Origin of the sequence: Siphonobacter aquaeclarae, assembly GCF_900103285.1 — a bacterium.
In the GTDB taxonomy this organism is placed as follows: domain Bacteria; phylum Bacteroidota; class Bacteroidia; order Cytophagales; family Spirosomataceae; genus Siphonobacter; species Siphonobacter aquaeclarae.
This window is the reverse complement of the sequence record NZ_FNGS01000003.1, coordinates 429864-455490: the sequence shown is the minus strand read 5'-3', so window position 1 is coordinate 455490 and position 25627 is coordinate 429864. Positions and strand designations below refer to the sequence as shown.

At 53.5% G+C, this 25627-nt stretch carries 20 protein-coding genes; 6 read left to right on the top strand and 14 right to left on the bottom strand.

What is annotated here, in order from left to right; translation table 11 throughout:
• Positions 1 to 90: 90 nt before the first annotated feature.
• The 4 genes from BLR09_RS09065 to sucD all read right to left on the bottom strand — a co-directional run bounded on the left by BLR09_RS09065 (position 91) and on the right by sucD (position 4273).
• A complete protein-coding gene (locus BLR09_RS09065) occupies positions 91 to 1041 on the bottom strand; it encodes a PorP/SprF family type IX secretion system membrane protein (RefSeq protein ID WP_093200677.1) in 951 nt (316 codons plus the stop codon).
• 171 nt (positions 1042 to 1212) lie between these two features.
• Positions 1213 to 1998 (bottom strand): uroporphyrinogen-III synthase, encoded by a 786-nt coding sequence (locus tag BLR09_RS09060; protein WP_093200674.1) that lies wholly within the window; start codon positions 1996 to 1998, stop codon positions 1213 to 1215.
• Between the two features lie 107 nt (positions 1999 to 2105).
• Positions 2106 to 3281 (bottom strand): DUF4271 domain-containing protein, encoded by a 1176-nt coding sequence (locus BLR09_RS09055; protein ID WP_093200673.1) that lies wholly within the window; start codon positions 3279 to 3281, stop codon positions 2106 to 2108.
• Positions 3282 to 3382: 101 nt separating this feature from the next.
• On the bottom strand, positions 3383 to 4273 hold the full coding sequence (gene sucD / locus BLR09_RS09050) for a succinate--CoA ligase subunit alpha (protein WP_093200671.1): 891 nt from the start codon (positions 4271 to 4273) through the stop codon (positions 3383 to 3385).
• A 200-nt stretch (positions 4274 to 4473) separates the two neighbouring features.
• Here sucD and BLR09_RS09045 point away from each other — a divergent pair, with 200 nt between their 5' ends.
• Entirely contained in the window at positions 4474 to 5166 is a 693-nt protein-coding gene (locus BLR09_RS09045) for an NAD(P)H-binding protein (RefSeq protein WP_245689891.1), read from the top strand.
• Here BLR09_RS09045 and BLR09_RS09040 read toward each other — a convergent pair.
• Positions 5152 to 6357 (bottom strand): GlmU family protein, encoded by a 1206-nt coding sequence (locus BLR09_RS09040; RefSeq protein ID WP_093200670.1) that lies wholly within the window; start codon positions 6355 to 6357, stop codon positions 5152 to 5154. The genes BLR09_RS09045 and BLR09_RS09040 overlap by 15 nt on opposite strands.
• A 212-nt stretch (positions 6358 to 6569) precedes the next feature.
• Here BLR09_RS09040 and BLR09_RS09035 point away from each other — a divergent pair, with 212 nt between their 5' ends.
• On the top strand, positions 6570 to 6749 hold the full coding sequence (locus BLR09_RS09035) for a hypothetical protein (RefSeq protein WP_093200668.1): 180 nt from the start codon (positions 6570 to 6572) through the stop codon (positions 6747 to 6749).
• Between the two features lie 82 nt (positions 6750 to 6831).
• Here the strand turns inward: BLR09_RS09035 and BLR09_RS09030 are convergent, their stop codons facing one another.
• The 5 genes from BLR09_RS09030 to BLR09_RS09010 form a co-directional block, all read right to left on the bottom strand.
• On the bottom strand, positions 6832 to 8241 hold the full coding sequence (locus BLR09_RS09030) for a glycoside hydrolase family 30 protein (protein WP_093200665.1): 1410 nt from the start codon (positions 8239 to 8241) through the stop codon (positions 6832 to 6834).
• Positions 8242 to 8292: 51 nt separating this feature from the next.
• Positions 8293 to 9762, bottom strand: coding sequence for a RagB/SusD family nutrient uptake outer membrane protein (locus BLR09_RS09025; protein ID WP_093200663.1), 1470 nt, complete (start codon positions 9760 to 9762; stop codon positions 8293 to 8295).
• Positions 9763 to 9783: 21 nt separating this feature from the next.
• A complete protein-coding gene (locus BLR09_RS09020; RefSeq protein ID WP_245689890.1) occupies positions 9784 to 12738 on the bottom strand; it encodes a SusC/RagA family TonB-linked outer membrane protein in 2955 nt (984 codons plus the stop codon).
• A gap of 281 nt (positions 12739 to 13019) precedes the next feature.
• Positions 13020 to 14942 carry a 7TM diverse intracellular signaling domain-containing protein gene (locus BLR09_RS09015; protein WP_093200660.1) on the bottom strand — a complete coding sequence of 641 codons (1923 nt, stop codon included), beginning with the start codon at positions 14940 to 14942 and terminating at the stop codon, positions 13020 to 13022.
• 69 nt (positions 14943 to 15011) lie between these two features.
• Entirely contained in the window at positions 15012 to 16241 is a 1230-nt protein-coding gene (locus tag BLR09_RS09010; RefSeq protein WP_093200658.1) for an NADP-dependent isocitrate dehydrogenase, read from the bottom strand.
• A 242-nt stretch (positions 16242 to 16483) separates the two neighbouring features.
• Here BLR09_RS09010 and ffh point away from each other — a divergent pair, with 242 nt between their 5' ends.
• Positions 16484 to 17809 carry a signal recognition particle protein gene (gene ffh, locus BLR09_RS09005; RefSeq protein WP_093200655.1) on the top strand — a complete coding sequence of 442 codons (1326 nt, stop codon included), beginning with the start codon at positions 16484 to 16486 and terminating at the stop codon, positions 17807 to 17809.
• Between the two features lie 143 nt (positions 17810 to 17952).
• Here the strand turns inward: ffh and BLR09_RS09000 are convergent, their stop codons facing one another.
• Entirely contained in the window at positions 17953 to 18402 is a 450-nt protein-coding gene (locus BLR09_RS09000) for a sterol desaturase family protein (protein WP_093200653.1), read from the bottom strand.
• A gap of 166 nt (positions 18403 to 18568) precedes the next feature.
• Between BLR09_RS09000 and BLR09_RS08995 the strand changes: the two genes are divergently transcribed.
• Together BLR09_RS08995 and BLR09_RS08990 are read left to right on the top strand one after the other, a co-directional pair.
• Positions 18569 to 19273, top strand: coding sequence for an AlbA family DNA-binding domain-containing protein (locus tag BLR09_RS08995; RefSeq protein WP_245689889.1), 705 nt, complete (start codon positions 18569 to 18571; stop codon positions 19271 to 19273).
• A gap of 63 nt (positions 19274 to 19336) precedes the next feature.
• Positions 19337 to 19822 (top strand): dihydrofolate reductase, encoded by a 486-nt coding sequence (locus BLR09_RS08990; RefSeq protein ID WP_093200650.1) that lies wholly within the window; start codon positions 19337 to 19339, stop codon positions 19820 to 19822.
• A gap of 221 nt (positions 19823 to 20043) precedes the next feature.
• On the opposite strand, the gene secDF is transcribed toward BLR09_RS08990, so the two are convergent.
• The 3 genes from secDF to BLR09_RS08975 all read right to left on the bottom strand — a co-directional run bounded on the left by secDF (position 20044) and on the right by BLR09_RS08975 (position 24554).
• Entirely contained in the window at positions 20044 to 23118 is a 3075-nt protein-coding gene (secDF, locus tag BLR09_RS08985; RefSeq protein ID WP_093200648.1) for a protein translocase subunit SecDF, read from the bottom strand.
• Between the two features lie 88 nt (positions 23119 to 23206).
• A complete protein-coding gene (locus BLR09_RS08980; protein ID WP_093200646.1) occupies positions 23207 to 23557 on the bottom strand; it encodes a hypothetical protein in 351 nt (116 codons plus the stop codon).
• Positions 23558 to 23609: 52 nt separating this feature from the next.
• Positions 23610 to 24554, bottom strand: coding sequence for a hypothetical protein (locus tag BLR09_RS08975; RefSeq protein ID WP_093200643.1), 945 nt, complete (start codon positions 24552 to 24554; stop codon positions 23610 to 23612).
• 179 nt (positions 24555 to 24733) lie between these two features.
• On the opposite strand from BLR09_RS08975, the gene nadC reads away from it, so the two are divergent.
• Positions 24734 to 25588 carry a carboxylating nicotinate-nucleotide diphosphorylase gene (gene nadC / locus BLR09_RS08970; RefSeq protein ID WP_093201425.1) on the top strand — a complete coding sequence of 285 codons (855 nt, stop codon included), beginning with the start codon at positions 24734 to 24736 and terminating at the stop codon, positions 25586 to 25588.
• Positions 25589 to 25627: the final 39 nt, after the last annotated feature.

Genomic DNA, 25627 nt, shown 5'->3' with positions numbered 1-25627 from the left:
GTGAGTGTACCCGAAATAGCGGCTGTCAGGCGGATTACTTCGAGGTAACGTATCAGGCATATTGGTTGGTATTTGGAAAATACCGGTATTTTAAAAACGGAAGCGCGGCGTGCGAACCGGAACCCGCTTATTCGGCTTCGGACCGGGCATGGCATAACTCACCAGCACCGAATACGAACCGGGGGATTTGGCATTCACACCACCCAGGATAATGTCATACGAGGCTCCGAAACGCAATTTGTTCCAGTTCACCCCGGCGAACACCGGCACACCGTCACCCTGTCTCCAGCCGGCTCCTACCCAGATGAAGTTTCTCCACGTCGCTAACAACGAAGCTTCTACTGAAAACGTATTCAGATCCGTTTTGACGAGTGCAGTAGGATTAAGCTCCACCTCCTCGTTGACGTAGTACCGGTAGCCGCCGTTAATAAATACGGTTTGTTGGGCCCTGTTGGTTGCCACATCCTGCCCAAAAGAAAATTTTGCCTGATTGATGTGGATCATGGAAGCCCCCACATAGTAGGTTGAAGTCGAGTAATAAACGCCCGCACCGACGTCAGGGCGCGATTCGGTAAACTTTCCGGTACCCAGGAGCGGGTCACCCGGATCGCGTGCCCGGAGCTTGTCGAAATCAATTGTACGGATCAGCAAACCGCCCAGGACGCCGAACGAAAGGGTACGGTCCTCTCCCAGCGCAACGCGATACGAATAAGCCGCCTGTACCTGCTGATTGATCTGAGGTCCTGCCTGATCGTTGAGAATATTCAGGCCCACAGCCGAACGGATCCCCGCCAACGGCATCTGAAAGGTGAAGAGCTGGGAAACAGGCGTGCCGCCATCGTCTCCGAAACTGCTCTGATAACCAATGTATTGCTGACGGTGAATGAGCTGAAAGCGCGTCATTCCGTCGTTTCCGGCGGCGGCCGGATTCAGGAACGACTGGTTATACATGTATTGGCTGAACTGCGGATCCTGTTGGGCAAACAGGCGTCCCGAAGAAGTCAACAACAAGAGTACTAACAGGTATAGCGTTTTTCGCATGGCTTGGACAAGCACGTTAACGGAGCTAAAACTAAAAACTATTTCCGGAAACAGTGCCGGGAGTGGCCTATTTTTCCGCCGGCATTAACCAAACGACAAAACCCCGCTATTGTTACAGCAGGACAAAAAAAACCTCCGGCGGCGGGCCGGAGGTTCCAGACGGATCGTCTCTTATTTGAGACCGTTGGCCTTGCGGATATACAGATCCAGCGCACCGGTCATCGAGGGCGCATTCGGCATCGGAGCCTCGATGTCCAGAATCAGATTGGCATCGATCACAGCCTTGGCTGTGGTAGGTCCGAGTGCGGCAATGCGCGTTTTGTTTTGCTTGAAATCCGGGAAGTTGTCGAAAAGTGACTTCACACCCGATGGACTAAAGAAACAGATAACGTCGTAAAAAACGTTTTCCAGATCCGACAGATCCGCAGAGCCCGTCTCATACATCACCGCCTCGGAAAGGTGGATATCATTGGAGACCATAAAGCCGGGAATATCATTCCGCCGCTTGTCTGAGCAGGGGAACAGGAATTTCTCGGTTTTGTGCTTCTTGATCAGATCGAGGAGATCCGCAGCCGTTTTCGCGCCGACAAAAATCTTCCGCTTCCGGATAACGATGTATTTCTGCAGGTAATTGGCCGTTTGTTCGGTCACGCAGAAGTATTTCATCTCCGGCGGCATCTCGATTTTGGCTTCCTTACAGATACGAAAAAAATGATCAACCGCATTCCGGCTGGTAAAGATAATGGCCGTATGCGCCAGGATATCTAGTTTTTGCTTACGGAAATCTTTGTAAGAAACGCCGTTTACTTCAATGAAAGGCCGAAAATCTACTTTGATGTTGTAGTCTTTGGCAAGTTCGAAATAGGGCGATTTTTCGTCAGCCGGACGAGCCTGCGTCACCAAAATGCTGGAAACTTTCGTGAGTCGTTCGTCCGTCTTGTTCGTCGTTTCACTCATTCAGGTTCAAAAAATAAGAGAAGTTTGGAAAAACAGTAAAGAGTCGTGCTGTCTGAACGATTCCTTATTGTCAACTCCTGATTAAACACGTGGGAAACCTCCCCGGATCACAGGGCGAACTTCACCCCAATGATGAAAGGAACCAATTCAACGATGCAAAGGTATGAAAATAAGTAGAGATTTTTAGCATCAGACAATTTATTAATGGAAAAGTACAATAATAAAAGCCTGGCTAAATAGAAGAGCGTCACCGGGATAAAAAGGATTGCATCCCAGCGGAAGGTCGCCACCGGAAACGTCGTCATCATCATGATCATGACCAGGCCGAGCACCGTATAAAACAAGGCAGACGCCTGTATGGCCTTGAAATAGTGGATGTTCACGAGCCGATCGAACCGGTAAATCTGCCCGAGGGTATTCAAAATCACATACTTGAGAATGAAACCGGCCAGAAAAACGACAGCGACGATGAAGAACGACAGAAAGAGCATACCCAGCGATTCTTCTTCCTGAAAAAATCCCTGTGTTCCGAATAAATCAACCCCGCGGTAGCGCACCAGCTGATAGAGGTAGGAAAGCAGAAAACTCAGCAGCAGAATGAACGACAGGTTACTGAGTTCAAACGGGCTCCGGGTCAGGGCGCCGACCCCCTCGCGGGTCGGAATTGTCAGCAAATCCCGGATACTGAAGTACCGGGCAAAACCCTTATTAAACGCCTGATAGAGAAAGACGTACATCGCCAGTAGCAACAACGCACCGAGTGCGTAGAAGTCGTCGAAGGGCGAGTCTTCCCGCGGCCGGGCCTGGAGAAAAGACTCCGAGACAACAATGGGTTTCTGCCCTGTTGCGACTTTGTGCCCGATATAGAGGTTTTTCTTTTCGATGCCGGACTGATTGCCGTAGAGCGTCAGCAACACGCGGTGCTGGTGATAGGCTTTGAAAAGACTGTCAAAACGCATCACAACCCACTCATTTGCAGGCAGTTTCTTCTGCAACGCGCCGTTGATAAAGAGGAAGTTCTCCTGATCCGATTTGTAAAGCAGGTAATAATGCCGGTTTTTTTCCACATCCAGCAGCAGGCTGTAGGACCGATAGTCCTGGTGAAGCTCCCGGATGTAGGGAATGTAGCTCTTCAGGTCCTCGTCATACACATTCCAGTCATCCCGGAAATCATGCACAAGAAAGTACCCGTTCCCCGGACCGGTCGTCTGGGCAGCCGCTGTTAAACCGAAAAAGAAGAAAATCAGAAAACAGTGAAGCCTGTGGAGTAGCTTTCTACCCACAGGCTTGACGTATACTGTCCTCTGACACGGAAACGTGCGGAATCTCACCACGGATCTCGCTGACAGAAAGTAGATACCTTATCTACGGAAAAACGAAAGAATCAGGCTTTGGCTTTGAAATCTTCCAGGGCCTTCACCATCGTCTCACCAATAACGGCGGGCGATTCAGCCACGTACAGACCGCATTCGCGCATGATCCGCATTTTGGCTTCGGCCGTGTCGTCGGCACCACCGACGATGGCGCCTGCGTGGCCCATCCGGCGGCCTTTCGGCGCGGTTTGTCCGGCGATGAACCCGACAACCGGCTTCTTGTTACCGTTTTCCTTGATCCAGTAAGCGGCTTCGGCTTCCATGCCGCCACCGATTTCACCGATCATGACAATCGCTTCGGTTTCCGGATCGTTCATCAGCAGCTCAACCGCTTCGCGGGTTGTGGTTCCGATGATCGGGTCACCGCCGATACCGATAGCAGTCGTCTGACCGAGACCGGCTTTGGTCAACTGGTCAACAGCTTCGTACGTCAGGGTACCTGACTTGGAAACCAGTCCGATCGTGCCTTTCTTGAAGATAAATCCGGGCATGATACCCACCTTGCACTCGTCGGCCGTAATGACACCCGGGCAGTTGGGTCCGATGAGCCGGACGCTTTTATTCTTGAGGTATTCCTTCACGGCGATCATATCCTTCACGGGGATACCCTCCGTAATGGTCACAATCACTTTGACGCCGGCATCTGCCGCTTCCATGATTGCATCCGCAGCGAAGGCCGGAGGTACAAAGATGATAGAAACATCAGCGCCGGTTTCACGGACTGCGTCGGCTACCGTATTGAAAACAGGTCTGTCGAGGTGTTTCTGACCGCCCTTGCCCGGCGTTACGCCACCCACAACCTGGGTGCCGTATTCGATCATTTGCTGGGCGTGGAAGGTTCCTTCTGACCCGGTAAAGCCTTGTACAATGATTCGTGAATCTTTGTTAACTAATACACTCATAGTGATGGGATTTGCAGTGGCCAGTATCGGAGAGAATGTGGCTGTCCTGGCAAAGAACAGAAAAATCCGGCGTAAAAGTAGAAAGGCATATCCAGTTGGGCAACGACGCCGGAAAAGAAATTTGGGTGAATAGATATAGGTGGACGACGCCGGTCCGGACAGCCTTACCTTTTTCTTTTCCCCGTCCCGGCCTACCTTGCATGGAAACCGTTTCCCGCCCGACTGCCCCGATGACGACTCCCCGAACCGCTTTGCTGGCCGGCGCTTCCGGCCTTATCGGCAACTACCTGATTTTTAAGCTCTTGAAATCCGATGAGTACGATCGGGTGATTTCCCTTTCCCGGCGACCGCTTCACCTCAAGCATCCGAAGCTGGAAGAGCGGGTGGTCGATTTTGATCACCTGCGCCCGGAAGACGTTGCCGGCGCAGAGGTTGTCTTCTGCTGCCTCGGGACAACCATCCGCCAGGCGGGATCACAGGAAGCCTTCCGGAAAGTTGATTTTACCTATCCGATCGAAATCGCCCGGCTGGCGCTCGCCGCGGGGGCGCGGCACTACCTGCTGATCTCCTCGGTGGGAGCCGATGCCTCCTCCCGCATCTTCTATTCGCGGGTAAAAGGCGAGGTCGAACAGGCCATTGCCCGAATAGGTTTTCCGAGCTATACCGTTTTACGGCCGTCGATTCTTCTCGGAAAACGGAAGCAATTCCGACCCGGAGAAATTTTCGGAAAGGTCGCAGACTGGCTGTTGACGCCGGTTTCCCTCCTCATCCCGCCATTACGGAGATACCGCGGCATACAGGCAGGAAAAGTCGCCGACGCCATGATTACCCTCAGCCGGGAGCCGGTTGCCGGCATGCAGGTACTCGAATCGGAGCAATTACAGCGATTCTGAGTCCGGTTTGCGCTGCTCGATGTCGTAGATCGCCCGCCAGATATCCTCTTCTTCTTCGGTGAAGAGCTTTCCGCGACGGTCCATCGTATTCCGGGCTACTTCCACCGCCTTTTCGAACCGGTAGGGCTGAAAGCCGGAATCGGCGCCGCCCCAGCTGAAAGAAGGGACGTGTTTCGGGGTAAACCCGGCGCCGAAGAGGTTCACGTTTACACCAACAATAGTACCGGTATTGAACATGGTGGAAATCCCGGCTTTGGAGTAGTCTCCCATGAAGAGACCGACAAACTGGCGACCCGTATCTTCCAGTTTTCCGGTGGCGTAGTCGTAGAGTTTGACGTTACCGTAGTCGTTTTTCAGGTTCGAATTATTGGTATTGGCGCCGAGGTTACACCATTCTCCGAGATAGGAATTACCCAGGAATCCGTCGTGCCCCTTGTTGGAATACCCCATGACAATGCTCATGCTGACCTCTCCGCCAACCTTGCAGTGCGGTCCGATCGTCGTATTGCGCCGCATCTTGCCGCCCAGGTTAATAACGGAACCTTCCAGCGCAGCAAAAGGGCCCTGGATAAGCGCTCCTTCGCTGACATGAACGTCCTTCCCGAGGTAAATAGGCCCGTTTTCAGCATTCAGTACCGCAGACCGGAGCTGTACGCCTTCTTCGAGAAAGATCTGTGATTCGTTGTAACAGGCGGTAAACCGGTCCTCCATCGGCTGAGAGGTACGGCCCAGCGTAATCCGTTCGAAATCGATGGCGATCTGGTCACCGTTGTATACGACCAGATCCGGCAGACGCTGGATAACCGTCGCCTTGTCCCAGAAATACTGCTTTTGAAAGTTCGGGTTATCGGGGACGAGTTCGTCCAGTGTCAGTTTGCTCCCGCGTACCGCCAGCAGGATATTTCCCTGCATGAGGGCCTCGCCGGGTTTCAGTTGCTCCAGTGAGCGAACAAGCCGTTCGTTCGGGCACAGGCCTCCGTGGATGTAGATCGTATCCGGGCTTTTCTTCAGGGGATACTTTTTCTGTAAATACGGAAGGGTAAGGTAGGACGGTTCCGTCTCCAGCCAGTCAGCCCATTTCTCGGCTATCGTCCTGATTCCCACCCGCAATTCTGCAATAGGCCGGGTGAAAACAAGCGGTAACAAGTGGGGCCGGACCCGCGGTCCGTCAAATAAGACATAGTTGATCATGATGCCGAAGACGTGTTGACGACCAAAAGTAAAAGAAATTTCCCTTGCCGGCATCGCCTTCTTTTAGGATTTTTCGAAGAAATCCCACTGTATTTTACGCCTTTATCCGCGATTCCGCAGGCGTTACAAAAGATTAAAATCCCGGTAACATAAATCGTTTTCCTCCTCTTTATCTTTGTTTGGTTACCTGAGACATCTAACGACCGTTTACCATGAAACTCACTTTTGAAGAAACGGATTTGCTGGACGATTTTCCGGAAGGCGACGAAGAAACCCTCGATCCTGCTGAGGAAACCGAGGAATTCGGGGCAGACGACGACTACTCCGAAGAAGAGCAGTACGAAGACGACTTCGAGGAAGAGCTGCTCGACGACGAGGAAGAGGAAGAGTAACGTTCCTGTTGTCTCTTTTTCTCTCCCTGAAAACGAAAGAGTCCGGGACGCCTGCGCATCCCGGACTCTTCTATAAATTCGATTATTCCCAGATAAGGGTACTTACTGCTCCCGGCTCCAGCGAATAGCTGAACTGCCGGTTTCCGTCTTTTACCGCAAAACGGGCTGTCTCTGTGCCTGTATTGAGTACAATCAGTACTCTTGAACCATCGGGATTGCGGAAAGCTACTTTCTCCACAGACGCCGGACTCTGGCCTGAAGCGATGCGTTTAGCACCGGGCCTGACGAATTTTGAAAAATGAGCCAGCGCATAATATTCAACGTTTCGCTGGAAGGAGCCATCGGGCAAAACCGTCACTACGCCCCGGCAATTGGTACATCCTTTGTTCTGCGGCCCCGCGTCGGGGTCGAGCGCGAGGTTCCAGAGGAGGGCATTTTTGGACCAGTTATTTGCCGTTCCGATGAAGATATTCGACAGATTCCATTTCAGGTTATCGCCGAAGTTCGTCGCCCAGCTTCCTCCCGAAATCTCCGTAAAATAGAGGCCTTTGTCCGGATGCGCGGCATGAACCTCGCTCATCGCCGATACCTTTCCGGCGTAGGCGTGAAAAGCAGAACCGGCTACATACTGTTTGGCTTCAGGATCGTTCAGAATCGTGACGGGATAGTCCGGACGATCCCAGTTGTGGTCGTACAGCAGTATTTTAGTGGCGATGCTTTCTTTGCGAAAAGCCGGCCCGAGGTGGTTTTTCACAAAATCCAGCTGCTCGGATGCCTCCATGCGCATCGACGGATAGGCCGCTTCGTGCAGGGGCTCATTTTGCACGCTGATAGCTTCCAGGTTGATCCCTTCCGCCCGGTATCCTTTAATATAGTTGACAAGGTATCCGGCAAAATCACCATATGACTCCGGCTTGAGCTTCCCGCCGCCGAGCTTGCCGCTGCTTTTCATCCAGGCAGGCGCGCTCCAGGGAGATCCCATAATCTTGAGAGCAGGCTGTATCGTCAGGGCTGATTTCAATGCCGGCAGGAGGTCTGCCTTATCTTTTTCAATGGAAAAAGGCTTCGACGGGTCGTCCTGATAGGTAAAATCCGAAAGAGAAAAATCGGAAGCGCCGGCTGTAATCCGCACATAGCTGATCCCGATTCCCTTTTGCGGATCAAACAGCTCCGTCAGCAAGGCGGTACGCTGGGAGGCATTCATTTTCTGCTGGATGAGATAGGCCGAGGAACCGGTAAGAGCAGCTCCGAATCCATCCATTTCCTGAAATACCTGAGACTCATCCACCTCAATAAGCGGCAATGCCGTTGCTGATGGCTTCTGAATCGGCGTCGCCGATTCTTTTTGCAGGAGTTTGGTTTGAGTACCATTCGTCACCCAGCTGCTGACTTTTGCGGACGAGTCAACCGGCGAACCGCTGGGTTTGGGCGATGTCGCCGAGCAACTGTACAGCCCGAGGCAAACACCGATAAAGACAATAGATCGAATCATGGGAAGAAAGACGTGAAGTGGCGAAGACCGAAGTCTCCGCCACTGTTTAACTCAATACCCGTTGTTTTGGGTAAGGTTGGCGTTTTTGTCAATTTCAGTCTGCGGTACCGGCCAGATGAGCTTATCGGCGGAGATGCCATAGCCCAGGCTGTTGCCGCTTCCGTCTTTGACAGCCTGCATAACCGTCATGGCGCGGCCGGTTCGTACCAGGTCATACCACCGGATGCCTTCAAATGCCAGTTCGAGGCGGCGTTCCTTTTCAATCGCCAGACGCATCGAAGCCTGGTCCGTTGCCGGCGTAGCGCCGAGTTTGACCCGCGTACGTACCTGGTTGACGAGCTTCCGGGCATCTTCCAGGCTGCCGGTTTCGTTCAGCGCTTCGGCTTTCAACAGGAGTACATCGGCCAGGCGGTAGACAATGATGTTCTGACTGGCGTCCGTCTTCCGCATTTTATAGGCCAACGGATACTTGGTCAGCGGAAAATACTTGTCTGACCACCGCCCGGTAGCATCAATAAAGGCGATGCTGGAGGCTTTCCGGACGGCGTCTTTTTCGTCGTCGAATGCTTTGATCAGGTCGTTCGACGGCGTATTGAACTTCTTCCAGTCGTTTCCGTAGAACATGGATGTTCCCCAGTTGCCGCCTGTTGCCCAACCGTCGAAATTCAGCTCAAAAATGGCTTCGCTGCTGTTTTCGTGGTTACCATCCCACAGTTGTTCATAGTCGGGCAGGAGGGTATAGCCGAGCCCCATGACCTTGTCGCAGTTGGCGATTACCTCCGCCCAGTTTTTCTGGGTAGCATATACTTTGGCCAGCAACGTATAGACGGCCCCGGGGGTAATGGTCATTTTATCCGGACCAGACGCCGGCACCGCCGGAGCGGCTTCGGTCAGGTCTTTCAGGATCTGCGCATAGATCTCGTCCGTCTTGTTCCGGGCCGGGTATAGTTTCGGGTAGATTTCGGCCACATTCTCCGACGTAATCGTCGGTAACTCATCCACGATCAACGGCACTTCCCCGTACAAACGCACCAGATCGAAATAGGCGCGGGCACGGATGAACTTCGCCTCTGCAACGATCTGGCTCTTGCGCGTAGTCGTCAGCGCTGCATCCGTCACTTTCGGGACATTGACGATGATGGAGTTGGCGCTGGCAATGTGGTTGAACAGGTAACTCCAGTCGCGCGCGGCCAGGGCGTTGGTCGATTGCATCCGGAATTCATCCATCTCGAAAATTGACGGGTTATCTGCACCGGCATAGGCATTGTCTGACTGGGCATCCCCTGCCAGGAAATAATCCATCACATAGTATTCCGACGAACCGTTCCGGAAAATACCGTAGCAGGCGCCGATAGCACCTTCGGCAGACGCCGCATCCTTGATAAACGAACCGGCCGTACCCTGCCCGTCGTTTCCGACAACCGTATTGGACACCGGTTTCAGGTCGAGCTGCTTGTCACACGCCGTCAGCATTCCTGCCGCCAGCACATAGGCCAATGCCCGGAAATAATATCTTTTCATGGTCAGTTTCTGGATAACGAATTAAAAGGACACATTCAGGCCGACGATAAAGGCGCGGGCTACCGGGTAAGTTCCGTAGTCGATGCCGAGGGTCGCGCCACCGCCGTTGAAAGCGTTCACTTCCGGATCAAAACCTTTGTATTTCGTCAGCGTGAACAGGTTCTGGGCTGTCAGGTACACAGACGCGCGGGCCAGCTTGAGGCGGTTGGCAACCTCTTTGTCGAGGCCATAGGACAACGTCGCGCTCTTCAGCCTTAGGTAGGAGGCGTCTTCCACAAAACGGGAAGAAATCATTGAATTGTAGACGTTACCGTCTGTTGCCTTCGGAATATCCGTGATCTGTCCGGGGGTTTTCCAGCGACGGAGTACTTCGGTCGACTGGTTCTTCGAATCATACATCCCCTCCGTTTCGAGGCGGGACGCGTTGAACGCCTTGTTTCCGTACGATCCCTGGAAGAGGAATGACAGCGACCAGTTTTTGTAGCTCAGGTTGTTGTTCATCCCATAGGTAAACTTCGGCTGCGCAGAACCCAGGACCGTACGGTCAGACGGCGTCAGCTGCCCGTTGCCATCCACATCCTTGTACTTCATATTGCCCGTTTCCGGATCGACTCCTTCTGCTACATACCCGTAGAAGGTACCGAGTGCGAGGCCTTTTTGCAGAATGATAATCTGATCGCTGCGGCCTTCGACGGCAGCGTACCGGTAGATATTGTTCAGCTCCAGGTTCGTGATTTTGTTCCGGTTGAAGGCGATGTTGAAGTCCGTCGTCCACCGGAAAGCGCCTTTGTCCATATTGACCGAAGACACGACAAATTCAAGCCCTTTGTTTTCAATACTGCCTGAGTTGCGCGGAATGTAAGAGTATCCGCTCGTATTGGGCAGGGGTACATTCAGGAGCAGATCTTTTGTCTTCTTGAGATAGGCATCCGCAGTCACTGTCAGGCGCGAGTTAAACAGTGCCAGGTCGATACCGATGTTGGTCTGGGTCGTCGTTTCCCATTTCAGATCCGGGTTCGGCGCATAGTCCGGCCGGGTAATACCGGGGCCAGACGGAGGGTCGGTCGGCGTCCGGCGGGTATAGCCGTTCAGCCCATAGGAAGCATAGTTTGAAAGTCCTTCCTGGTTACCGTTCTGTCCCCAGCTTCCGCGGAGTTTCAGGTCGTTGATGGCCTTTACGTTCTGCATGAACGGCTCAGCGGAAATACGCCAGCCCGCTGATACCGACGGGAAGTAGCCCCAGCGGTGGTTTTTAGCGAGTTTAGACGAACCATCTGCCCGGAAATTCGCCGTCAGGAGGTACTTGCTGTCATAGTTGTACATCACCCGGCCGATGTAGGAATTAAGGAACCACTCGGTTTCGGTTGTGTATGCGTCTGAAATGACGTTGGCGGCATTCAGGGTTTTTACCGTGGGATCTTCCGGGAAATCGCGCCCGGCGATGTAGGAGGTATTCCACTTGTTGTCCTGTACCGTCATCCCTGCCAGGGCGGAAAACGTATGCTTTCCGATGCTCTTCTCGTAGTTGACCGTGTTTTCCCAGAGGTAGGTAAACGAGTTGGATTTCTCGGATTGAGCCAGGCCGTGGTTATTCCGGCCTTCGGTCGTCTGGATGTAGTCGACGTAGTAATCGTATTTGTGGTTGAGGTAATCAACACCGAAGTTGGACCGTACGAACAGGTTTTTCGTCAGCGTCAGATCGCCCGTTACGTTTCCGAGGAGGCGGTTATCGCGCGAGCCCTGGGTCGGACCGTAAATCGCCGCCAGCGGGTTATCCCAGCCGGCTTTGTTCGGATTCATCGTAAAGCGTGTCCGGCCCTGGCTGTCCTTTTCGTAGATGCCCATCGTCGGAGGAGCGCCCAGCGCGCCCAGGATGACGGCGTTCCGCCCGGCGTTGTTGTTGTCCTTGACGTCCTTAAGGCTGACATTGGAATACATCAGGTTGGTAGACAGCTTGAACCAGCTCTTCACCTGATTGTCGAGGTTCATCCGGAAGCTGTAGCGCTTGTAGCTGGCAGGCTTGACGATACCGTCGTCTTTCGTAATCGCACCCGATACAAAGTACCGGCTCTTGTCGGTACCGCCTGAAAACGATAACTGGTAGTTCTGGTTTTGACCGCTCTGGAATACTTCCTTGGTCCAGTCGGTCTTCGGGCCGGTGAGGTCGACTTTATACCCCATTTCGCCCATCAGATCGGCATATTGTTGCGGATTGAGGACGTTGATCTTCTTCGACAGGTCGGAAAACCCGTAGTAGCTGCTGAAATTGATCTGGGAGTCGCCGGCCTTTCCGCGCTTCGTCGTGATGATGACTACCCCGTTTGCCGCCCGGGCACCATAGATCGCCGCCGAAGAAGCATCCTTGAGTACCTGCATGCTTTCGATGTCGTTGACGTTGAGGTCACGGGTATCCGTCGTCGGCACGCCGTCGATCACATACAACGGCTCATTACCTGCCTGCACGGAGGTAGCTCCGCGGACACGGATCGACAGGGCCGCTCCCGGCTTTCCGGACGGCTGCGTCACCTGTACCCCCGCCGCCTTGCCCTGCAGGGCTTGCGCCGCCTGCAAAATCGGGCGCTCGGTGATGTCTTTGGTACTCACCGTCGCGATGGACGTCGTCAGGTCTCCCCGCTTCTGGGTTCCGTACCCGATCACCACTACTTCGTTCAGGTTTGTCTGATCGTCGGCCAGCACGATATCAATCTGCGTGCGGCCCGCGAGGGCAATTTCCTGTGATAAATACCCGGTAAACGATACAACCAGCGTTGCCTGCCCGTTCGGCACGCGAACGGTAAACGCGCCGGAGGCATCGGCTGCCGTACCCTGGGTTGTTCCCTTCACCCGAACATTTGCGCCGGGGAGTACTTCTCCTTTCTGATCCCGGATGACTCCCCTGACCGTCAGATCCTGTGCGTGTACCGCACCGGTCAGCAGCAGGAGCCATACCATCCAAAACGTAAGCTTTTTAGCCATGGATTCTCTACTTTACTAATAAAAGTTTGAATAATTCTGGGAACAAATCTATATCAGAGCGTAATGGAAAAGCAAGAAATATTTTTACATAAACTATTGATTAACAGATAGTTATAAAATCATTGATACGCTTGAATAACAAAGACGATACGTCAGCTTTACCCTTGATTGTCAGGCTGCAACAAAAGAGGCGCCCCCATATGGGACGCCTCTTTTGATACGCCTGTTTCCTACTGGATTTTTTGGAGAAAAGTATGGCACCTATCCGGGAAGCAACACGCTTATCCCGGCATTTCTTCCAGATCTGCCGGGATATCTCCTCTTTCACGACCCGGATCGTAGACGATTTTACTCCAACCGCCGCGGTCGGGTTCCCGCTTTTTCTCCTCCATCATCTTTCGGATGCGGTTACCGAACGACCAGCAGGTACTTTGCCGGATTTGCAGAATCTGCGAGAGTTTATGAGAGGATATCTTCCCTTTTGTAGTGTAGATCAGGAAGATCATGTAGAAGGCCTTGTTAATGGGTATTTTGGTATTCTGCAACAGCGTGTAGGCAATCGCCGATTCGTCGTACCCGCATTTGGTACAGCGCCGGCTGAACGGCAGGTGCCCGTGGAAATAGTGATCGTTTCCACATTTCCGGCAATGATACCCCTGCTGCCATTTCAGGCCGGCGAGGTATTCGAAACAGCTCTCGTTATCGGGATAGATTTTGCTGAATTCCTCAAAATCCACTTCCGACGACAGCACCCGCGCCCGTGTAACCTGCTCTACATTGGTTTGCAGTACCCGGTTATCTTCCTGGAGAAGTTCGTTCATCCGGGAGATTTCCGAAGCCTGATCCCGCAGGAGCTCGTTCATTGCCATCAGCTCGCGGTTCTTTTCCTCAATGATTTCGGCCTGGTGCTTCACCTGGCTGGTTCGGGCCTCGACCTGGGCTTCCAGCTCGGTATTGAGGGCATCCTTCAGTTTCTGGTTGACGGCCATCTGGCGGATGGTCTGCTGCTGGCTCAGGTCTTTCTGCCGCTTGAGGACGCGAACCTTGTCGCCCACGGCAAACGACAGACAAATCATCTCGATGACAAAGCAGATACTCAGGCTGTAATAGGTTACCGCCCCGAAGTTCAGCCCTTCGAAATGCAGCATGATGAGCAGTTTATAGATAAATCCCGCCGTCAGGAACGCATACCCCAGCACGAAGAAACGGGCCGGTCGATACCCCTGCCGGTACACATACAAACCAGCGTAGAAGGCAATGGCCAGCGGAATCAGTTCCAGGAACTTGTAATTAAACAGTGTCCGGTTCCACAAAAGACAATACAGAAAAAAGACGGTACGGGCCGCCAGGACACCCAGAATAATCTTGTCGATACCAGGCGCCTTCCGGCGGGTAAACAGCAGACTGCGGGTGAATAACAGCGCGAACACACTCACGCCATACAGCGCTATTCCATACGCATACTGGTTCCATTCGGCATACCGGGGCCAGAGGTACTGGTAGGCAATGCCGTCGACGCACATTTCATACAGCCCGACAAACAGGTTATAGAGGACATAATACAGGTACTGCACCTGCCGGACCGCGAAGAACATCAGCAGGTTATAAAAGCTGAAGACGAAGATCATCCCGTAAAAAATCCCGAACAGGATGTATTCGTCAAGCGCATACTGCACAAACCGGTTGACCGACCGAAGTACAATGATGACATCGGCGGTCTGGTGCGACCGTACCCGGAAATAATAGGTCGCTTTGCCTTTGTAAGGCAGTTTTATCTCGAAGTTCTTATGGCGAAAAGTACGGTCACGAAACGGCCGGCTGTCGCCCATGACCTGCTCCGTATACCTGCCGGAAGCGTCCGGGGCATAGGCGGAAAGCTCATCTATCGTCTGATCGAAGAATTCGAGCAGCCAGTCACGGGAAGAAGGCCGCCCGGCATCGATGGAAATACGGTACCAGTAGGCCGAGGAAAGGCGGTCGTTTTGCGGCGTATTCGTCCGGTTCGGCCGAAACCGTGCGCTGATCTCCGGACGCAGGATGTCCCGGAAGGTATAAGATCCCTGAAAGTCCTCCAGGCACTCCAGCTCTCCTTCCCGGAAGATATGCTGCTCGGTGTTATCGTCGATGGTCACCGTCCGCTGCGCATAGGTAGCAAGCGAAGACAGGAGGGCTATCAGCCAGAATCCGAAAATCCGTTTTTTCATGGCTTTTAAAGAAAAGAAAGGACTGATCCGAAGACCAGTCCTTTCGAAACGACCGGATGCTTCCGGTTGTTATTTCCGGAGTTTCACCTGAAGACCCTTGTCGAGTTCGTCCAGGAATTCTTCCGTATAGAGGTAGTGCTCGCCGTGGTTCACCTTGTTACCATAGATGTTTACCGCGAGATCCTTCGTCATTTTGCCGGCTTCAACCGTTTCAACGCAAACTTCTTCGAGTGCGTTGGCGAAATCAACCAGTTCCTGGTTGCCGTCCAGCTTACCGCGGAACGCCAGACCGCGGGTCCAGGCGTAGATGGAAGCGATCGGGTTGGTAGAGGTCGGGTTACCTTTCTGATGCTCGCGGTAGTGGCGCGTTACGGTACCGTGAGCCGCTTCCGACTCAAGGACAGTGCCGCTCGGCGTCAGGAGAACAGACGTCATCAGACCAAGTGAGCCGAAGCCCTGAGCGACGGTATCCGACTGCACGTCGCCGTCGTAGTTCTTACAGGCCCAAACGAAGCTGCCGCTCCACTTCAGGGCAGAAGCAACCATGTCATCGATGAGGCGGTGTTCGTAAACGATCCCTTTTTCCTTGAATTTCTCAGCGAATTCAGCGTCGAAGATTTCCTGGAAGAGGTCTTTGAAACGACCGTCGTATTTTTTGAGGATGGTATTCTTGGTCGACAGGTATACCGGCCAGCCTTTCTGGAGACCTACCTGGAAGCAGGAACGGGCGAAACCGATGATCGATTCTTCCGTGTTGTACATACCCATGGCAACGCCCGGGCCTTTGAACTGATATACTTCGTATTCCTGAACCGATCCGTCTTCTCCTTCGAATTTCATCGTGAGCTTGCCTTTGCCCGGAACGACGAAGTCCGTCGCACGGTACTGATCGCCGAAAGCGTGGCGGCCAACGATGATGGGTGACGTCCAGGTCGTAACCAGACGCGGCACGTTTTTGATGACGATGGGCTCACGGAATACCGTTCCGTCGAGGATGTTCCGGATCGTACCGTTCGGAGACTTCCACATCTGCTTCAGGTTGAACTCCTTCACGCGGGCTTCGTCCGGCGTGATGGTCGCACACTTGATGCCTACTCCGTATTCCTTGATCGCGTTAGCCGCATCGATCGTTACCTGGTCATTTGTCTCATCACGGTATTCGATTCCCAGGTCGTAATACTTAATATCAACATCAATGTAGGGAAGAATAAGCTTCTCTTTGATAAACTTCCAGATGATTCTGGTCATTTCGTCCCCGTCGAGTTCTACGACCGGGTTGGCCACTTTGATTTTCTGCATGATTAGACGTCGGAAAGAATCAGGTAATGAATTGAGCCACAAAGGTAACCACCTCGGGGGAAAATGAAAGACCCAAAAATCACCGTTTGAGAATATAATCTGCGCGGACGGCTTCCGATTAGTGCCCTGAAATAGATACCTTTGCAAAAATTTCTTCTCAGACCGGAGGTTTCCACACGGGTAGCGCCACATTTTGCGGTCTTCGTGGCCTTCGCCGACGGGTACGATTTGCGATTACGACTATGTTCGAAAATCTTCAGGATAAACTCAATAAAGCCATCCGGACGCTGAAAGGCAGCGGTCGGATTACCGATGTCAACGTTGCTTCGACGGTGAAGGAAATCCGCCGGGCCCTGACCGATGCCGACGTTAACTTCAAGGTTGCCAAGGACATCACCGATCAGATCCGCGAGGAGGCCATCGGCCAGAAAATTGTCATTGCCGTTGAGCCCGGCCAGATGCTTGTCAAGATTGTCCACGACAAGCTGACTGAGCTCATGGGCGGTCAGGCCGAAAGCGTCAACCTGAAAGGCTCTCCGGCTGTAGTACTCATCGCCGGTCTCCAGGGTTCGGGTAAGACGACGTTCTCCGGAAAACTGGCTCACAACATCAAAAAGCAGGGCCGTCAGGTATTGCTCGCTGCGTGCGACATCTACCGCCCCGCTGCTATTGCCCAGCTGCAGACGCTCGGTCAGCAGATCGGCGTGGAAGTGTACGCCGAGCCGGATAACAAAGACGCTGTTCAGATTGCGAAAAACGCGCTGAAATACGCGAAGGAAAATTCCAAGAATGTCCTCATCGTCGATACCGCCGGCCGTCTCGCCATTGACGAGGCCATGATGCAGGAGGTTGAAAATGTGAAAAAGGCCATCGAGCCGACGGAAACACTGTTTGTCGTCGACTCCATGACCGGTCAGGACGCTGTCAACACGGCCAAGACGTTCAACGATCGCCTCAATTTCGACGGGGTGGTGCTTACCAAGCTCGATGGCGATGCCCGCGGCGGGGCCGCGCTCTCGATCCGGCACGTGGTCGAGAAGCCGATCAAGTACATGTCTACCGGCGAAAAGATGGAAGACCTCGACATCTTCTATCCTGACCGGATGGCCAGCCGGATTCTCGGCATGGGTGACGTCCTCTCCCTCGTCGAACGTGCACAACAGGCGTTCGACGAAGAAGAAGCGGCCCGGATCAACAAGCAGATCCGCCAGAACCAGTTCAACTTCGAAGACTTTTACTCCCAGCTTCAGCAAATCAAGAAGATGGGGAATATCAAGGACCTTATGGGCATGATCCCGGGGCTGGGCGGCGCTGTGAAAGACGTCGACATCAGCAACGACTCCTTCAAGCCCATCGAAGCCATCATCAGCTCTATGACGCTGAAAGAGCGGAAAAACCCCGATCTGATCGACGGCTCGCGCCGCCGCCGGATCGCCACGGGTTCCGGAACCTCTATCCAGCAGGTCAATAACCTCATGAAGCAATTCGAAGAAATGCGGAAGATGATGAAGACCATGAATAAGGTCCAGGACGGAAAGATGAAATTACCGCCGATGATGAAGCGATAAAGCGTTTGAATGGCGGCCTGGTGCTATAGGCTTTAGGCTATAAGCAAAGAGAGCTCACCGGAAATGGTGAGCTCTCTTTGCTTATACACATGATTCATGCAGCACCTGCCTAATGCATATAGCCTATGGCTTAAAGCAATTCCCTACAGCTTCCCGCCTTCAAACCTCTTCGGCGCATACAAAAAACCGAACGCCTGCGCGCCCTCTTTGGTATGAACTTTGTGGTGAATGTAGTGCGCGCGCATGATGCGCTTCATGTAGCGGGAACGGGCGACAAAACGGATTTTTAGGCGGCGATGGACGATGACGTCGTGGAAAACAAAGTAGAAGAGGCCGTAACCCGTCACCCCGACACCGGCCCACAGCAGGGCCGGCCGGCCGTTTGCTCCGGCAATGATGAGCAAAATGGCAATGGCGGAAAACACCAGCGCGAAATAATCGTTCTTCTCGAAAAAGCCCTTGTGAGGCCGGTGGTGGTCTTCGTGCCAGGACCACAGCCATCCGTGCATGATGTATTTGTGCGTCGACCAGGCAACGCCCTCCATCAGCAGAAAAGTTGCCAGCGCGATCAGCAGATTCCAGTACCAGGCCATGTTGTCAGACGGGATTTATTCCTCTCACTAAACACAAAATAGCCTCTTTTGTTTGAATTCTGCGCTGTAAATGCACCTTCTATTCTCCGAAAAAATTATTCCGGCCGAACTATTGTTCTTCTGGTGGATTGGTTAAATTTGACAAACCCTCTAACTACGAATCGTCATGAAGGATGGCTGGTGGGGGATGGCGGAAAAAACCGCTACCCGCAGTATTCGGGGCAACATGGATTTGAAAGCCCTAAAAGAACTCGTCAGACAGGGAGAGAATGAGCGACTGGAGTTCAAGTTAAAGGCGACCCATCCAGAGAAGATTATCCGAGAGGTTGTGGCCTTCGCCAATACGGTCGGCGGCACATTGCTGGTCGGCGTCGGGGATGACAAATCGATTCCGGGTCTGAAGTTTGCCGACGACGATGAATTTATCCTCTGCCGGGCCCTCGAGAAGCACTGCTTTCCAGAAATTGAATACACACTCGAACGAGTACCTGTCGCAGAAGATCGCGAGGTACTCGTTTTTCGTATCCCGAAGAGCGACCGCCGGCCGCACCACGTCAGCCTGGAGCCGGAAGGTGAAAAGAAGACCTACGTACGGGTCAACGACCGCTCTATTCAGGCGAGCAAGGAAGTCCGGCAGATCCTTAAATGGGAAAACCGGGCCCGCGACGTGAAATTCAACTACGGCAGAAAAGAGCAGGTGCTCATGAAGTACCTGGATGAAAATCCGGGAATCACTGTCGAGGATTTCTCCCGGATCGCCCATATTCCGCTCTGGATGGCTTCCAAAACACTGATTACCCTGACGCTGGCAAACGTGCTCTCCGTCAAGCCGGACGAAACGGCCGACCGCTTCGTCATGGCAGCCGCTTAGACCTGTTCCTATTCAGTCCGCAGGCCTGTTCCGCCGGAGCAGGCCTGCTTCTTTTCTACTTCTATGCGTATCCTGATTGTCGCAGCCATGGACGAAAACCGGCTCATCGGAAACGATGGCCGCCTCCCCTGGCCTTTTCTGCCCAATGATCATGCTCATGTTCAACGCCTGGTCAAAGGCCGGAAGACCATCATGGGCCGGAAAAGCTATGACACGCCCGACCGCATCTGGTCGGACGCCGGCAACATCGTCATGACCAGTCAGCTCAACTACCGGGTTGATCCGGGTTTCGAAGTCGTGCACAGCATGGAAGAAGCCTTTGACCGGTACAAAGACGAAGACGAGGTCGTCGTTCTCGGCGGCGCCCAGATTTACGCCGAAACGATACCAAGAGCTTCTGTGCTATACCTGACCCTGATTCATGGCACTTATGAGGGAGATGCCTATTTCCCCGACTTCCTCGGTTTCGAGCTCACCGCACAGGAAGACCACCCGGCGGATGATCGCCATGCTGTCGCCTACTCCTTCCAGACGTGGGAGCGAGGTTGAGGCAGGTCTGACGACCCGCCTTAACCTCGCTCCCATGGTTTTCGGTTTTTTGTTTTCAGTTGGGCAGGCAATAACCGTGCCTCTTTTCAGATAGCTAGTCCGCTTGGACCCGGCAAGTCGCTCCTCTTCCCAACTGAAAACTGAAGACAGAAAACCGAAAACAACCAAAAAGCGGGGCCGCCCAAAGGGCAGCCCCGCTTTTTGGTTATCAACTGATCACCTTACAGCTTCGGCTTGATGATGCGGTCTTTCTTCACTTTTTTCTCCTTTTCGGGAGCGGCGTCCTGCTGGGGCTCTTCGCCTTCGATCAGGAAATCCTTGGGAGAAGGAACGGCAAACTTGTCCGGAGCTTTGGGGGCTTTCGGCTCGACACTCTTCTTTTCCTGGTCTTTCGTAAGGAAGTCTACGACGATCGGCGTAGCCACGAACAGAGAGGAATACGTACCTACGATAACCCCGATGAGCATGGCGAACGAGAAGCCCCGGATCGTTTCTCCACCGAAGATGAAGAGGACAACGAGTACAAACATCGTCGACAGACCCGTCACCGCCGTACGGCTCAGTGTCGAGTTCAACGCATTATTGATAATCGTCGGGATTGATTCGTTCTTCTTCGTGCTGTCGCTGAGGTATTCCCGTACGCGGTCAAAGACGACGACGGTATCGTTCATCGAGTACCCCATGATCGTCAGCAAGGCGCCTACGAAGGACTGGTCTACGTCGAGCGAGAACGGCAGGAATCCGTTGAAGATCGAGAAGATGGCGAGGATGATCAGAACGTCGTGCGATACCGCCACCATCGCGCCATACCCAAACGCCAGCTTCTTGAACCGGAGAAGGATGTAGCCGAATACCACGGCAATACCCGCCAGAATCGAATAGAGCGACGAGAAGATCATGTCATCCGCAATCGTCGGACCTACTTTCGAAGAGCTGAGTACTTCGGCCTTACCGAACTTGGCTACACCCTGGAGGACTTTCGCCTGGGCTTCGCGGTCGGCTTCTACCGTCGTCTGGTCAACGAGGTAGCTCGTCGTGATCTTCACCTGGTTGCCGCCGATACCACTGCCACCGTAGGTTTTCACTTCCGGAGCGGCGCCCAGCGGAGCTTCGAGCGCGTCACGGATTTCGTCCGTGCTGATGCTCTGTTCGAAACGAACGACATACGTACGGCCACCCTTGAAATCAACACCGAGGCCAAAGCCTTTCAGGATGATGGATACGATACCCGCACCGATGATGATGGAGGAAATCGTGTAGTAAAGGCGACGCTTTGAGACGAAGTCGAACGAAGAATCCTTGAACCAGTTCTTTGTCAGGTTAGAGAAGAAGTTGATCTTCCAGCCTTTTGCAACCCAGAATTCAAGGAGCGCGCGGCTGACAAAGAAGGCAGCAAACAGAGACGTGAAAATACCGATTACCAGCGTCACAGCGAAACCGAGGATCAGACCGGTACCGAAGAACAGCAGGATCAGACCCGAGAGCAGCGTCGTGGCGTTGGAGTCAATGATAGACGAACGGGCGTTCTTGAAACCGTCGGAAATCGCGATGGACAACGGCTTGCCGAGTTCCAGCTCTTCCTTGATCCGCTCGAAAATCAACACGTTCGCATCCACCGCCATACCGATTGAGAGAACGATACCGGCGATACCGGGCAGTGTCAGAACGGAGCCCAGAGACGCCATGATACCCATCAGGAAGAACAGGTTGATGAGCAGCGCGATATCAGCAATGAAACCGGAACGGTTGTAGTACGCGACCATGAAGGCAAGTACCACGAGCAGACCGATTACAGAAGAAAGAATACCGGCGGTAACCGCTTCCGAACCCAGCGTAGAACCTACGATGGCTTCTTCGACGATGTTCGTCGGTGCAGGCAGTTTACCGGCCTTCAGGATATTGGCAAGGTCTTGTCCTTCTTCGATGGTGAAGTTACCGGAGATCGAAGAGTTACCGTTCGGGATTTCGCCGTTTACAACCGGTGCAGAGTACACATATCCATCGAGGATGATCGCGATGCGGCGACCTACGTTGGCAGCCGTCAGGTTTTTCCATTTGCGGGCGCCTTCGGAGTTCATCTGCATGGATACGTCCACGCGGCCGCTCTGGTCAAAATCCTGAGAGGCGTTGGTGATCACGGAACCATCGAGGGGAGCTTCGCCGTTCGGACCGCGCTTCACAGCAACGAGCGCCATAACGTCTTTGCCGTTGATGGCACGGGGCTTCACTTCATACGCGAAGTTGAGATCGGTCGGGAGCAGGGAACGTACGTCCGGGCGGGCCAGGAGTGCGTTTACGCGGGGCGTATCCAGGACGGCTACACCGAGTGCATCCTGCATCGGGATGAAGAGCTTCGTCAGCGCGGTACCGGCGTTGGCCGATTTCGCGGTGTCTTTCTTGGCAGCGCCTGAATCTTTCTTCGTCAGAGCAGAAGCCAGGCCATTGTCAGCCTTGGCAGCCGTATCAGCAGCGGATTTCTGAGCAGCAGGAGCAGCCTTTACAGCCGCTTTCGCTTCCAGCTCTTCCTGGAGGAGGATAGCGCCGATACCGTCAAGGGCCGGAGCATAGTCCTGCAGTTCGTATACTTCGCAGAATTCGAGTTTGGCAGCGCCGGTAAGGAGCTTCCGGACGCGGACGGGATCGTCTACGCCGGCCAATTCCACCTGAATACGGCCCGTTCCCGGAATCCGCTGGATGTTCGGGTTGGATACCCCGAACTTATCCACCCGCTGCTGGATGATTTTGAAGGCACGGTCGATCGCGCCGTCCACTTCCTTTTTGATCATCTTGACAACTTCGCCGTCAGACGTCTGGAAGTTGATCGAGCCGCGGTTCGCCGCGTTCGCGAAGATGTCGGCCAGTTTCTTGTCCGGGTTCAGTTTCCGGAAGTTGCTGGCAAACGCATCGACAAAGTTGGACTGCGAGCTGGCCTGGTCTTTCTGGGTAGCAGCGAGGGCTTCGAGGAATTTCGGATCCTTGCTGTTTCCGGAGAGGGACTTGATGATTTCCACCGGAGAAACTTCCAGCATGACGTGCATACCGCCCTGAAGGTCAAGACCGAGGTTGAGTTCGCGCTCGGTTACCTGCTGGAGGGTACTTCCCAGCCATACATCTTCTTTCCAGAGAGAGTCGATGTACCGCTGGCGTTTGGCTTTGTCGACCTCACCTTTCAGGTTGGTCGCGTACTCCGTCGCCTTCTTTTTGTAGTCCTGAGAGACGAACGTGAACGAGAGGTAGTAGAGGCACAGAAGAGCGAAAATGCCCGTCAGCACCACCGTTACACTACGGTTTTGCATTTATAGTAGAAATTGAAATGATGACTTGGAATAAAATGGATACGGATTTCCCTGAAAAGGGATGAAGAAGCCGGAAACCGGCCCGACACTACGGGGCGTTCGGTGAGATCACGTGCTCAAAAAGCACTTCCAGGTACGTATGCAGAAAGGGAGAGGAACCGGCGGATACGGTTTCCGAACGGGGTACTTCAAACGAGAATACCGCGGGCGGAAGGAGGTAGAATTCCTGCGTAAACGAGAAATCCGCCACCGATACCGTTGCCATCGGAGACATGGCCTGCACCGTCGCCTTGGGCGCCGGAACGGCCTTTTTCTCCGTCTGTGCCTTCTCCACCGGAAGGGTCCGGGCAGACACGCCCTTCACCGCTACCGAAGCAACAAGCAGCACACCTGTCAGGAACAGGCTCAGCCAGCGCGATATGGATCCGGGGGTTTTCATTTGCGGGGACGAAAATAAAACTTTTTCCCGAGAGCCAAGTATTTCGCGGTGATTATTCGTGCGTTACGGGGGAAGGCGGTTCGGGATTGATGGTGGTTTCGTCGCGGAAGCTGACTTTTTCTGTCAGAAGGCGTTTGAGGTTGCGGCGGGTTTCTGCGGTATAGGTATCGCAGCGAAAGCGTCGGTACCGGTAGTCCGACGTTTCTATGTAGAGGGTATAAACGTCACGCCCGCGGTACTCAAACCTCACATGCCTGATGTCCTGAAAGGGATATCCTTTCTCTACCCAGGGGAAAAACCAGTTCTTGACAATCAGCTGACCTTCTGACAGACCGACGTAAAAGAGCTGGTATCCGAATGCGATCCAGACAATCAGCACCGGAATCAATATCGGCAGCATATCCCACCGTTTAAGCAGAAACGGTATCAACCCCACCATACCGAAAAATAGCGCCAAATAGAAAAACATACTGGAAAACAGTTCTCCCTTCCATTCCACCTCCGGTTTATCGGCAAAAATCGGAGGGATAAAGGGCCTTTCTTCCGGCTCCTCCCTTCCACCCAGAATACACTCCTCAATAAAGCGCAGCATTTCCCCGCTATTGGCATAGTAATCAGCTATCCAGGCGATTTTTCTTTTCCCGGAAAAATGGAGTTCGACGCCGCGACCGGTCCCATAACCTGTATAAACCTGGCTATTGAGTCGGGTCGACTCCAGGTCTTCCCAGCGATACGTCCTGTCACCAACCGTAATAAATTCCTTATCCATCCGGATTTTCGGGTTTCCCAGAAAGGCGTAGTAGACGGCATAGCAAGCCACAATCACACAAAAAGAGCCGGCAATCATAAAGAACTGCTGCCCGGTATTGGTATGCCCATAGTGCGACCAGAAAATGTAGTGACTTGCAATTCCTGCTCCGGTCAGCATCAAAACGAGGCTGGCGTAATTCGCCCAGAAATACCCGACGTGATACCGGGAGCAAATGGTTGTCTTCATCGAATGCTGGTGGAAGATTGTGATAGGGAAAATAAGGGCCTTCTCTCCCAACGTACAAATTCCGGAAGGCCGAATGGTCTTTCCGATAAATGGACGTTCCCATACCGCGAAGAAAAAATAACTACTTTCGTCCCCAAAAAAACCGGGAATCACCCTACTTTCCCGGAAATGAACAGCTTATGCTTTACGGACAGGATATCCACGAATTCATCCGCCTGGCCCTGGAAGAGGACATCGGAGACGGCGACCATACCTCACTCGCCACCATCCCCGCCGACGCGGCCGGACGCGCCCGCCTTCTCGTCAAGGACGAAGGCATTCTCGCCGGTGTCGAACTTGCCGGCCTTATCTTTCAGCAGGTAGATCCCGGCCTTCAGGTCAACCTCCTGCTCGAAGACGGCGCCCGGATCAAAAAAGGTGATATTGTTCTGACGGTCGGGGGACGCTCCCAGTCCATCCTCAAAGCCGAGCGCCTCGTCCTCAATTGCATGCAGCGCATGAGCGGTATCGCAACCTATACCCGGAGCATGGCCGACCTCATCGCCGACCTTCCCTGCAAGCTCCTCGACACCCGGAAAACAACGCCCAACTTCCGTATCTGCGAGAAATGGGCTACCCGCATCGGCGGCGCCGTCAACCACCGGTATGCCTTGTATGACATGATTCTGATCAAGGACAACCACGTTGACTATGCCGGTGGAATAGAGGCTGCCATTACCAAGGCCAACGCATACCTCCGCGAAACAGGAAGGAATTTGCAAATTGAGATCGAAGTCCGAAACCTCGCGGAGCTGGATGAGGTTTTACGGGTAGGCGAATCCCAGTCCGTTCACCGGATCATGCTCGATAATTTTGACTACGATACCCTCCGGGAAGCCGTCCGTCGGGTTGGCGGGCGGTATCCAACCGAAGCCTCGGGCGGAATCAACGAAACGACCATCCGGGACTATGCGCTTTGCGGCGTGGATTACGTATCGGTCGGCGCCCTGACCCACCACGTCAACAGCCTGGACCTGAGCCTGAAAGCCTGGTAGAGATTTTTACTTCGAAGCAAAAAAACTGAATCAAATGCC